Genomic DNA, 12375 nt, shown 5'->3' with positions numbered 1-12375 from the left:
CAGCAATCAATGGTCTGATGTGAAGTCTTGGACCTAGTCTTTCTCGAGCATGGGCTCACATGCTTCGAACGGGTTTAACTATGTCAATTCCGGGAATACCTACCGGGTGGTACATATAACAAAATTTGTGGAAAATAGTACGGTTCTGGAGACAATAAACTCCTATTCGTATGAATTCAAGTATTAAGACTCCGATTCTAGCCTAGCAAAAAAGAGCAGCGCTTATGCTGCTCTTTTTTGATTTAGAGTGTTGCAGGTTTCTATGCGAAGTTGTCTATTAAAATATGGGGCTCGGTTTAGTCTTATCAAGTAGAGTTTTCGCCTACTAAACTTCATAACCTAGATGTGGTAAGACCGAAAGTAACATATTAAAAAATTAATGTGTTGATATTTTTTTAATATGTTACTATAATAATATTCAAGAGTTGTATTTTAATGGCAGGAGGTAATGAAATGGATCTATATAAAGATAACTTCGAAAACTTTTCAGAACTCTTTAATTACATCCAAGAATACAAAAAAGAAAAACCAGCACAAACAGCACTTTCCATAGGGAAGATATTCTCTGAACATAACTTTTACTACTTCTACGATAGTGGTACAAGTAAGGTTGTGATGCTTGACAATGATATAGCTCAGTTATTTGAATTGTTAATTTCCTCTAATAAAAGCTTAGATGAATTAAATCAATATATTTATGCTCACAACGTTAATGTAGATGAATTAATGACTTCAATTAATGAGGAGGATTTATTCAAAGGATTCAAAATTAAGCACTTATATAATGACATATCCCTAGAGTATATAAAAAATGAAATGAATACAGGGACAACGCAACTCATTTTAGAATTAACTGGAAAATGCAACATGCGTTGTCGCTATTGTATATACCATGATGGGTATCCTCACAATCGGGCGTTTACTTCAAAAAGAATGTCATCTGATACGGCGCTTAAATCTATTGATTACATGAAACTTTATGGGGATCAGCAGGAAGTTTCTATTACTTTTTACGGTGGAGAGCCTTTACTTGAATTCGAGCTATTAAAAGAAGTTATTGAATACTCGAAGGTTGCTTTAGCAGGAAGGACTATACAATTTTCTTTTACTACTAACTTGTCTGTATTAACCCCCAAAATGGCTGAATATTTTTCTACCGTTGACAATTTATCTATTCTTTGTAGCATTGATGGTCCCAAAGAAATACATGATATGTATCGAGTCTATAAGAATGGCTCAGGCTCATTTGATGACGTTTTCAAGAAATTCAAATTATTAAATAGTGTAGCTAGAAAAAATGGTAAGGAAATGCACATAAGTGCAAATGCGGTGTACATGCCTCCGTTTAGCGAAGAAAAGGTTTCTCAAATAGATGACTTTTTTACAAATTTAGATTTTACTCATGAAGATTTCCGATATCAATTAGGTTATGCCGGTCCTGGTACTGTGCCTGAAGAATTGCTTAAAAGCTCCGATTATAATGACCAATCGCTACGACAATGGCAGGATAAGCAAATCAGTATTACTAGCAATTTGGAAGAAATTAAAGAACAAACTATCTTTAATTCACTTGATAGAATTCATAAAAGAAGCGTAACAAAAAGAGCTACTAATTTTGTGCCAATGAACGGTTGTTGTGTTGTTGGATCCCGACGATTATTTGTTTCCGCAGATGGCGATTTTCTCGCATGTGAAAGGATAGGAAACAGTCCTTCAATAGGAAATATAAATCAAGGGATTATTGAGGAAAAGATTTATAAAAAATATGTTTATGAATTTTCCGAAGTTTGGGAAAATATTTGCTCTGATTGTTGGGCTGCTAAACTTTGTAGTAGTTGTTATGTAGACAGAATGGATTCTTCGGGAGTCAGGGAACCTGATCTTGCAGAGTGTGAATATTATAGAAGTACAACAGAACGTAGTTTAAGGAATTATCACAACTTACTTAGGACATCACCGGAACAATTAGCAATCTTTAACGAAGATGTTCTTTTATAACAATTAATTTCTCGGTTTAATTGTTCTCATTTAAACCTGGATAAATACATAATGAAAGGAGGTGAGAATATGCTGAAAATTATGAATCCATATCAACAGCAAGCTATTGACAATGAGAGCATAGCTTTTCGTGCGCCATGTGTGTGTAACTCTAAATTAGCGAACCAAGCAGCTACTAAGGTTTCAGGAACTGGTTGTCAATGCTCTTGCATCGGTTCTGTAAATGAAGCGGCTAACCAAGACGCAGCAAGAAACTAGTTTTACAAACCAGCAGTATGTGTAATTCTCAATTAACGAACTATTCAGTTAAATAAAATTTCAGAACCTGATTGTAATTGCTCTTGCGTCGGTTCTGTAAACAACGCGTATAACTCCGACGCGGCAAGAAATTGAGTTTCACAATACAACAGTGTCTTCGTCCAATACCGACGAAGACACTGTTGTATTCAAATCTAAGGTTGTTAGACTGGAGTTACTCTTCAGAAGGCTATGACCTATATTGAAATACAATATCCATACCACATTATTCTTCAGGGTTTAGTCACGTCCTTAGTACTTAGAACACAATTAATACTGGAGGATAATTGAGATGAAGAAATTCAACAATTTTAGACACTTTAGTAACTACTTTGCTATTATAAAAACTACTCTAAGCGTATTATTCGCCTCTTCAAAAAAATACTTCATATTAATTTTAGTTTTAAGTTCTGTTATGGCTTTACCTGATATCATAAACTTAATTGTATGGCAGCATATAATAGATCAAATAGGTTCTCTTTTAATAAATGACAACAAAGATTATATTATCATAATATATCTCTTTCTTCTTCATTTCATTATTGTACTAATAAAATTAATTATTAATAAAACTACAAATTATGTAAAGGAAATTTATACTGTATTAGTTGATAAGTATATAACAAATAAAACTATTGAAATTGTAGACAGCATGGAAATGCAAGATTTCGAAGATCCAAGACTACATAATGACATCCAAAAAACAAATGACGAGTCAACAGTGAGAAGTATAGGTATTTTGAATAACATTGTTGAGATTATCATGAATATGACTTTATTCGTTGGTACAATAAGTATATTGGCATCTTACCAGATAAGTATAGTGATTATCATCATACTATCAATAGTCCCAAGTACAATAATTAATTTAAAATCTATGTCAAAGTTATTTGAAGTATATGATAAACGATATGAAAAAACTAGGTACTATAGTTCTTTAAAGGATATGATAGTTACATATGAAAATTTCAAAGAAATGAAATTATTTTCCAACATATCTTTTATACAGAATATCATTAATAATATTTTTGAAAAGATAATTGAGCAAGATAAAAATGTAAAAAGAACTTTGACTATAAAATCTACAGTAGGTGATTCTATTCAACATTTACTGACCTATTTATTGAAAATAATTATAGTTGTTAATGGTATTATGAGTAAACTGTCAATCGGTGTGATCATAATGAGTATTGAAACTGCTACCAAGCTGCAAAATGCTTTGATCAATTTAATAAGCTGTGCTTTGACACTATATGAAAATTGTTTGTATTTATTGAGCTTTGAGAGGTTAAACAAAATAAATTCAATAAAAAGCGAGGAAGTTAGGGAGGATTTAATAAAGGATTTTGTCGTGGATTCAATTGAGTTTATAGGAGTTTATTTTAAATATCCAAGCTCATGTAACCATATATTAGAAGATATAAATTTGACATTAAAAAAGGGATTTGATTATGCAGTTGTCGGATATAACGGAAGTGGAAAAACTACGTTGATCAAGATCATTTTAGGGTTATATGCACCAACAAAAGGCGAGATATTAATCAATGGCATTAATAGAACTATGTACGACAAGAAAGCCTATTTTGAGAAAATGAGCGCGATGTTCCAGGATTTTGTGAAGTTTCCGCTTACAATAAGAGAAAATATTGGAATTTCAATGGTTGATAATATTAACAATATGCCAGTTATAATAGAAGCTTCCGTCTTAGGTCAAGCACATGATTTTATTAATGAATTAAATAGGAAATTTGATACAAATTTATTGATTGGATGGGAAAATAGTGAGGATATTTCAACAGGACAATGGCAAAGACTTGCTATCTCAAGAAGTTTCGTCCGGGAAGCAGACGTTATGGTATTTGATGAACCAACAGCAGCTTTAGATGCTAAGACAGAAAGTGAAGTCTTTGAAAATATGGTAAATAAAAAAACAGAGAGGATTAATATAATTATTACTCATAGATTCACTAATATAAAAAATATTGATCAAATAATTGTAATACACGAAGGAAAAGTAGACGCTGTGGGTGATCATGATTTTCTGATTAGCAATAATAAAATATATGCGGAGCTGTATGACATTCAAGCAGACAACTATAAAGGATTCATTAAAGAGCCTGCTCTTGCAGGTGAGTTGTTGAAATAATATAAAGAGCTCAAAGCAGTAATCAGTGCTTGACAAAGTGTCCAAAAGGTGAAAATGGAAAAACATCTGATACTCCTGTATTGTTGTAATTCTCGAAGAAGGAATAAACAGATGTCTATATAATATATCAACAAAATGCTTGACATACTTAATTTTTCAGTTTTCATACTCGTCCTATATGAATTTTATCTTTAACTACGGTGAGATTAAACTTGGATTTATATAACTACTTCAATTCTTTTAAACAATCTAACTCATTATTTTCTTTAAAATGTTCTACAAAGTTCGATACTGAAAAATTCTTAGCATTTATTTTTAAAATTTGCAACTGATATGCAGCATATTGTTCTGCACTTATAACAGGCTTATAACTTCTTGTTAGTACGGTGCCACTATATACAATGTCAGAAATTTCAATATATTCCTTTTTCAATAAATTCCGAACCGCTGCTTGAACGGTATTAATACCCAATCCATCCCCTTTATCTGCGATGGCTGATGCGGTTAAATTTCCGCCATCTCGCCAAAAAACCAATAACACATCTTGTTCTTTTTGACTGATTCTAGGCAGTTTTTTCATTTCATTCACCTTTCATATAGTAGGTTGTGTTTATTATAATTGCTAAATTGCAATATATCAATCTTAAAATAGTGACATCATATTTTTTTATTCTTAAAATTTACTGGTTTGTTATTGGAGCATATTAAGGGATATATGAGTGATTTACAAAGAAAGAATCAACGTTAGGCAATACCAACATTGCAGTAAAATATTTAGATGATATTTTTTTGATGTCACTATTTATTTGAAACATTTTATATATAACGCTCGGTTGAAGTTCGTGTACGGCTGGATACTAATGAAGTAGAGAAGAATAGTAAAGCACAAACCATTTATTTAAGAAAAATTTAAGATCTACACACCTAGATTTTTAAGGTATTGAATCTATACTTTGTACCAAGAAGAATAGGGAGAAAATGGAAATGGAGAAAGGTGAACGTAGCAAGCTAAAGAACAGGAAACCCAAGTTAGTAAGAATATCAGTATTCACAATTGTTCTTCTCGGAGTGCTAATAGGAACAGCAAGTAAACTGAATTTAGATTCACAAAAGGTCTTGCCATTCTTTGGACAGAACACTTATGCCAGTCCATATATTTATGTCTATGACAGAGAGTCTGATCAAGCCATTTACGAAGAAAGTGCGGGAGCCAAGGTTTATCCTGCTTCACTGACAAAAATTATGACCGCAATTGTCACCCTTGAGCATGTTGATGACTTATCTGTAATCGCGCCGGTAGACCGGAGAACGTTCGGTGAGCTTCTTGCAAGTAACTCTTCTATGGCCGGATTTCGCGAAGATGAGGAGGTTACCTACCAAGACTTGTTATATGGGACGCTTCTCACTTCTGGTGGTGAAGCGGCAAACACTTTAGCTGTCCATGTTGCGGGAAGTGTGGAAAATTTTGTTTTGATGATGAATGATAAAGCCGCTGAATTCAGCTTAAATGGTACACATTTCACTAGTCCTGAGGGCCTTCATGATGACAATCAGTATACAACCGCTTCAGACGTGGGAAAGCTTTTGGATTATGCATTAGCGAACGAGGATTTTAAAAAGATGTTTACTCAAGAGACATACCTGACGACATCAACAACAGACCATCCAGAAGGGATTCAGTTAGAATCGACGGTACTGAAGTACCTTAATGAAGATCAGCAAATCGGCTTCAAAATTATTGGAGGTAAATCGGGAACTACATCTGCTGCTGGACAATGTTGGGCAACACTTGGGTTAGTGAATAACCGTGAGTATATAATCATCGTCATGGGGGCGCCATTAAAGGACATTAGTCATCCAGATCAGGCTCAGATTAGGGATACTTTAAATTTATACGGAAAATTAAGTCAGTTGAAATAAACGATAAAATGTAGAATTACATATTAAAAATGGAGGTGTCTTAGTGAAAAAAATCTTAATGTTTGTATTAACTATAACCATTTTGATTGGAGGAAGCCTCTACTTCCAAAATCAAAGCAGCTACTCAGAATATGCAAGCATACAGGATGATAAAACCATCTCAGAGGATTTAATTACCTTAGATAATAATCCGAAGGATGTAAAGTCAGAGAATAAGAATCCGGGCAATGAGGAATCTCCAAAGGATGCAACGCTAGATGATAAAAGGACTTTTGAGGATATTGCTTTGGACAAACGTCTTGATGAAGGGAGGAAAAAAAATGAAAGAACTTATCGGGAGCAAGGAAGAAAAGAGTCTTCAATTAGGCCAACAATAGAAGTTCCATCTCTTTCTATCGAGGATATAACAGGCATCTACAAAACAGTTGATGCATACATGAGAGAAAATTCAGATCGGTTTCCCGAACCAGCGGACAATGGCACTAGGGGAAACACTGATGATCCGAGAATCCAAAATATTCTATACAAGGAAGAAAAAACAGGTATCATAGCAGGATTCGAAAATGAAAATTTGTTCGCATGGGAAGTGAAAAAGCTGGACGGAGAATATACCAACCTCCTGTTAGGTAGAAAGTCTACGGGAGAAGAATGGCAAGTTCTCTCGGAAGGAGACGTATATCAATTGAGAGAGGAAATTAGCGATGGAAATTAAAGCGGAGAATTTAACAAGAACATTTGGAATGAAACGGGCAATCAGTGAACTAAATTTTACATTGCCTGAAGGTGTGTATGGGCTTTTGGGAGATAATGGGGCAGGGAAAAGCACCTTGATGAGAATTCTTGTGGCAATTGACCATCAAACTAGTGGTAAGGTTACCTTTAACGGCAAGGATATCTTCCATATGAACGACGACTACCGGAATCTTGTGGGATATATTCCCCAGGACTTCGAGGTTTATTCCGCGTTTACAGCAACAGAATATCTGGAATATATGGGAGCACTGAAGGGGTTGTCAAAAAAAGAACTGAAGCACAAAGTTCCAGAGGTATTACAGTTTGTCAACCTGGAGAATGTTGCTAATAAAAAGGTCAAAACCTTTTCCGGAGGGATGAAAAGGCGGGTGGGCATTGCCCAAGCCATTATTAACGATCCGAAGATATTAATTTTTGACGAGCCCACCGCTGGGCTTGACCCCCATGAGCGAATCCGTTTTTCAAATATCATAAGCGAAATGGGACAGGACAAGATCATCTTGTTTTCTACCCACATTATTTCGGATATCGAAGCAATTACCACCAATGTGATCATCCTAAATCAGGGGAAAATTAAAGAGCAAGGTAATGTGCAAAAGATGTTATCCGGGATTAAAGGAAAAGTATTTACTGAGGAGATGGACAGAGAGCGACTGGCCTCCTTTAAAAAGGAGCACCTGATCGTACGGATCCGGCAGGAAGAAAACGTTGTTAATGTCCGTTACTTGGGAGAAAAGGAATCAGGCGCAATCGTATGCGAGCCCACGCTGGAAGATTACTACATCTACTTAGGGAGTGGGAGCCATGCGTAATTTCATTCCATTAGAACTGAAAAAAATATTAAATAAAAATACAGTAATTATCAGCCTACTCTTTCTCACTATTATTCTGATCCCCTGGATTCAAACCGCCAAGAGTATAGATGTCTTGGATGATGAGGGAACCATACATAGCGGTCTTGGAGGCTGGAAAATTTTAAGGGAGCGCACGGTTGAGGGCACGATGACGACGGATTATTTATTACAAATGAAACAAAACTACGAAAACAGCGTGGACAAACCTTATATTGAAGGCGAAGTAGATACAGATCGCAAGTTGGGAAAAAGATTAACTTTTCCTCACGATGCGCTGAACTGGGAACTGAACTTTCCATATATAAAGTACCGTGTTCTCGATAACAGCTTAAATTTAACGGATGAGCAACTCTCCAATTTTTATGTAGATTGGAAGGGCAGTTTTACCGAATATTTATCCACTGAACAAAATCTATTTCCTTATACAGAGAAACAAATCGAAATCATATCCCAGAAAATGCAAAAAGTACCCACCCCATTTTTATTCAAATACGATAGTGGCTGGGAGTACCTGAAAATAGGTTTATTAAATACGATCTACCTTTTCTTTATGTTCTTGGCCTTTATCCTATGCGAGGGATTCTCCAAAAACAGCAGCAAAGGAATTGACAAGGTGACCTTATCCACCAAGGAGAGCAGGAGGAGGCTGCTCAGCTACAAGCTTGGTGCCGCTTGTGTGTTTTCTACGATAGCCTATTTTGTGTATATTGCGATCATACTGCTGTTTATTACCGCAGTGTATACGCTGCACGGCTGGGACTCTTCGGTTCAAATCGGAACAGTTACATTTTATTCTATGAATCAGCTTCAAGAGGGGTTACTCTATATTTCCATGGGATACTTTTCCACACTTGTCGTGACGCATCTTATCCTGTTTTTGTCCGTGGTTTTTAAAAGAGGGAAACTGGTATTAGCACTTTCACTGATTTATTTTTATCTCGTAAATACTTATCAGATGGGGAGGGGGGCGCTGACTGAAAAAGTGATGGTCTTCATGCCTCAGAACTTTATCAATAATCTTATAGGCATAGAGAAATTATATTTTGTGGGTAATACTGTATTTCCTTATGTTTTTGTCGCCCTGTTTCTGGGTACTGTGTACATTCTCTTATCTCGAATCGGTATCTCTATATGGATGAGAAGATATTATTTACAGTAGAGGAAGGTAGGTGAAATCATGAGCTATTTATCAAAAGTAAACAGAAGTAAAATCCTAAACATAAACATATTCGGTTTTTTGTTGGCATTGTTTCTGATACTTACCTTTTACAACTTAGACACCATCAAAACAGGTTATTTAAATCAGGCAAGATATGAGGTAACAGATGGGACGGAATACCGGTATTTCTATCAACCGGAGGTATTGGATGAAGTTGAGATTAATAAAATTTTGGAAAAATACAGAGAACTTAGCCTACCAGAAGACAGGAATAAAGCGGATGTTGCAGATTTGCCAGCCTTGGATATGCTTATCCAAGTGTATGGCTGGAACTGGACTGGAATACGGGATGTCTCAGCAGAACAATTTTATCAGGACAGGGCAGACATCATCAAAAGTGCACAGAAGGAAGCGGGGAGTTCTAGGGAAGGAATCAGCAACGGGAATTTTGCAGCGGCTTCTCTCTCCGAACCTATCCGGATGGGTTATGCCGAGGGATGGAAGAACGTTAACTCAGGGATGAGCCAGTGTGTTTTTATTGTCCTGGTTCTCATTTCCATTCTACTGGTCCCAATTTTTAATGAAGACGAGACCTTGGGCGTGGACGGACTGGTCAAATCCACGAGGTTTGGAAAACGTAAGCTGAGTAGGATACGGATTATCAACGCCTTCCAGCTCTCTTTATTGCTTTATCTGACGGCGGTAGCGATTTACATTACGCCTATATTCTTTATGTACGGTTTACAAGGAGCGGATTTGCCTATACAAAGTAGTCCACAATTTTTTTTATCAATGGTTGCGGTGAATTATTTCGAGCAGTTTTTAATCAACCTGGTTATTGGATATGTGGCAATCTCACTGATGACAGGGATTACTTTATTGATCAGCGTATTAGTCACACAGATTTATACTGGCTACGCCCTGTTACTATTCACCATAGCCATATCTTACGCCATTCAGATGAGCGAGGTATTCTTTCTGAAACATTATGTGGGCAATTTTCTGCCCATGCAGATAGCCAAGTTCAATAGCTATTACACAAGTTTTGAACCCTATGGAGGTATTTCTAGAATTATTGCCGTTCCTTCCATTACTGTTGCAGTTTTATTTATACTCCTACTATTTTTGCCAAGATGGATTAATAAAATGAGGTTTACTTCTTAGATTGAGCATTACGCATAAAGTTAAAACACATCAAGGATAAAAAAATGAAGTGAAGTTCGGAAAGAAGGTAGATGATGTATTCATTTTTTATTTTATGCGAAGCTGGATCAGAAAAAGATGGTATTAGCAACAACGGTTTAGCTCACGTTCTAGAGCACTTTGTTATACTGGCGATGCTCAAAGATTTTTTCACAGAGAAAGAAAGTAATTTGAGAGGACAAACAAGTTACTGCTATTGCTTATATAGTTGGAGCAATGCGAAGTACCAAGTAGGTTTAAACCTTATCTTTGAATTTGAAAACTATGTGGGGAGGATATTAGATAATAAAAATGAATATTATGACTTAATGTTAATGGCCATTAGAGAGGTCGAGGAAGAAATACTATCGAAACACAATGAGGTGGCAAAGATCAATGTAATGATTCATTTTTTAAATAAAGATATTGTTTCTCGACCAATAGGCCTACTTGAGGACGTAAAAAGTTTGAACGTTGACCAATTATTTGAGACTTTAAGTAGTATTTATGTAGCAGGAAATTTAAGATATTTCATTTTTAATCATGAAAAAAATGAGTTTGTTATTTCTGACTTGCCTCAAAAAACAAAGCGAAGAGGTTGTGTGGAAAAGCAAGAATTCCATGACAAAGAACTGGAACGGATAGCATCTAATTTATATATAGATGTACAAATATTTAAATTATTTTGTAATAGTGATAAAAAAGTTGCACTTTCTAGTACTTATTTTTCTAAGATTTTTAACAAAGAACAAACGATTCTCAATGAATTGTACTTGATAAGTATTTGCAAATTATTAGATAAAGCTTATGGTGTCAAAAATAACTGTAAATTTGAAATTATATTTTTTAGTAATGAGGACTCTACTAGAATTTACTATATATTTGAATTAACGAGCAGCAATGATATTTACGAGACTCCAAATAAGATAACCATAGATGTGGAACAGATAATAAATTTCATGCTTGAAAGTGTAAATTTCCACGAGTTAAAAGAGGAGTTAAGGATAAATGTATACAGTAATAGATTTAGTCCAATAAGTCGAAGTGAATGCGAAGCAGAGATATTGAATAAAGTTTACTTTAATAATTTTCAAGTAATAAAAGATTATGAAGATTTTGCTGATATTTTACGGAATGTTACGATTGATAAATTCAAAGGATTCTTGTATTTTGCGTTAGGGGAGATAGATGACTTAATTATTTTTGAATAACGTAAAAGACAGGCCGACAGTTTTCCTCGCTTTGGAGTCTAGAGTCCATTTTCATTGATCAAAATAAACTTGCCGGACGACTGACTTCTATGATACACCACACTTTCACTAGACGAATGGTTTCATTATATAAATTGGTACGGGTGTCGCACCTGGTCATCAAGTCGCCCTCAATGCGAATATGTGGATTGATTCGCTTCTTTACCTTCACAATGATCTGAGCAGTTGAGTGCTACCAAAGCATTGATATTGAGTAAGCCAAGTGTTGCTAGGAATCAGGTCAATGTTACCTTGAGAATGAATGCACTCATCGGGCGATGGAAGCGGTTCGTCCGTCATCATCGCGTTCTTGATGTTGAACATAGAGTAAGGGAGTTTATCAGGTTGTTCGATACCAAAGTACATCGTTAGATTCCCTTGAGGATCAAAATCAATCAGTAATATCTTTTTTCCTTCATTATATAAGGCGTAAGCCAGGTTATAAGCGGTGGTGGTTTTACCTGTACTGCCTTTTTGATTAGCGATAGTGTTTAATGTTGTTTTTCTCATATCAATTCCCCTCCCTGAAGCCAAAGCTTCGATATTATCTGTCAATGATAGGGAGCGGGCTGATCTGTTATAGTTCTCTCCGAGTTCTCTCATTTGTGCAAAAGCGACTACTATTTGAGAAGATTCTCGGAAGCCTTGCGGCGTTTAAATCTAACGAAAGAACCCGCAAAAAACTTGATCTTACAAGGATTTTCGCGGGCTTTAGATTCCTTTTCTTTGACTTAGTTTCTGCTATCTTCCCGATAGCATGAGCGACTCAAAATCGAGAGGGAAACCGTGGAGGTTCGAGTCCTCTCACCGGTACCA

The 12375-nt window shown here is 35.6% G+C and carries 11 protein-coding genes; 9 read left to right on the top strand and 2 right to left on the bottom strand.

Going from position 1 to position 12375, the window contains the following annotated elements; translation table 11 throughout:
* Nucleotides 1-453: 453 nt before the first annotated feature.
* From NSQ91_RS25405 to NSQ91_RS25395, 3 genes are all read left to right on the top strand, one after another.
* Nucleotides 454-1998, top strand: coding sequence for a radical SAM/SPASM domain-containing protein (locus NSQ91_RS25405; protein ID WP_076130852.1), 1545 nt, complete (start codon nucleotides 454-456; stop codon nucleotides 1996-1998).
* 69 nt (nucleotides 1999-2067) lie between these two features.
* Nucleotides 2068-2256, top strand: a complete 189-nt coding sequence (locus NSQ91_RS25400; RefSeq protein WP_036687467.1) for a hypothetical protein — start codon at nucleotides 2068-2070, stop codon at nucleotides 2254-2256.
* A gap of 331 nt (nucleotides 2257-2587) precedes the next feature.
* On the top strand, nucleotides 2588-4441 hold the full coding sequence (locus tag NSQ91_RS25395; protein WP_036687469.1) for an ATP-binding cassette domain-containing protein: 1854 nt from the start codon (nucleotides 2588-2590) through the stop codon (nucleotides 4439-4441).
* A gap of 226 nt (nucleotides 4442-4667) precedes the next feature.
* Here NSQ91_RS25395 and NSQ91_RS25390 read toward each other — a convergent pair whose 3' ends face one another.
* The gene (locus tag NSQ91_RS25390; protein WP_051491512.1) at nucleotides 4668-5021 is read right to left on the bottom strand and encodes a BlaI/MecI/CopY family transcriptional regulator; all 354 of its coding nucleotides are present in this window, start codon (nucleotides 5019-5021) and stop codon (nucleotides 4668-4670) included.
* A 404-nt stretch (nucleotides 5022-5425) separates the two neighbouring features.
* On the opposite strand from NSQ91_RS25390, the gene NSQ91_RS25385 reads away from it, so the two are divergent.
* The 6 genes from NSQ91_RS25385 to NSQ91_RS25360 all read left to right on the top strand — a co-directional run bounded on the left by NSQ91_RS25385 (nucleotide 5426) and on the right by NSQ91_RS25360 (nucleotide 11520).
* Nucleotides 5426-6361: a D-alanyl-D-alanine carboxypeptidase family protein gene (locus tag NSQ91_RS25385; RefSeq protein WP_036687470.1), complete on the top strand. Its 936-nt coding sequence runs from the start codon at nucleotides 5426-5428 to the stop codon at nucleotides 6359-6361.
* 43 nt (nucleotides 6362-6404) lie between these two features.
* Entirely contained in the window at nucleotides 6405-7073 is a 669-nt protein-coding gene (locus tag NSQ91_RS25380; protein WP_036687472.1) for a hypothetical protein, read from the top strand.
* Nucleotides 7063-7926 carry an ABC transporter ATP-binding protein gene (locus tag NSQ91_RS25375; RefSeq protein ID WP_036687473.1) on the top strand — a complete coding sequence of 288 codons (864 nt, stop codon included), beginning with the start codon at nucleotides 7063-7065 and terminating at the stop codon, nucleotides 7924-7926. The genes NSQ91_RS25380 and NSQ91_RS25375 overlap by 11 nt, the downstream gene beginning before the upstream one ends.
* Nucleotides 7919-9127, top strand: a complete 1209-nt coding sequence (locus tag NSQ91_RS25370; protein ID WP_036687475.1) for an ABC transporter permease — start codon at nucleotides 7919-7921, stop codon at nucleotides 9125-9127. The genes NSQ91_RS25375 and NSQ91_RS25370 overlap by 8 nt, the downstream gene beginning before the upstream one ends.
* Before the next feature lie 18 nt (nucleotides 9128-9145).
* The gene (locus NSQ91_RS25365; RefSeq protein ID WP_036687476.1) at nucleotides 9146-10291 is read left to right on the top strand and encodes a hypothetical protein; all 1146 of its coding nucleotides are present in this window, start codon (nucleotides 9146-9148) and stop codon (nucleotides 10289-10291) included.
* Between the two features lie 71 nt (nucleotides 10292-10362).
* Nucleotides 10363-11520 carry a hypothetical protein gene (locus NSQ91_RS25360; protein ID WP_143762761.1) on the top strand — a complete coding sequence of 386 codons (1158 nt, stop codon included), beginning with the start codon at nucleotides 10363-10365 and terminating at the stop codon, nucleotides 11518-11520.
* A gap of 207 nt (nucleotides 11521-11727) precedes the next feature.
* Here NSQ91_RS25360 and NSQ91_RS25355 read toward each other — a convergent pair whose 3' ends face one another.
* The gene (locus tag NSQ91_RS25355) at nucleotides 11728-12069 is read right to left on the bottom strand and encodes a ParA family protein (protein WP_076130415.1); all 342 of its coding nucleotides are present in this window, start codon (nucleotides 12067-12069) and stop codon (nucleotides 11728-11730) included.
* Nucleotides 12070-12375: the final 306 nt, after the last annotated feature.

The sequence above is a fragment of the Paenibacillus sp. FSL R7-0048 genome (assembly GCF_038004505.1).
Classification (GTDB): Bacteria; Bacillota; Bacilli; order Paenibacillales; family Paenibacillaceae; genus Paenibacillus_AQ; species Paenibacillus_AQ odorifer.
Note: the sequence above shows the minus strand (reverse complement) of the source record. Positions and strands in the feature narration are given on the sequence as shown.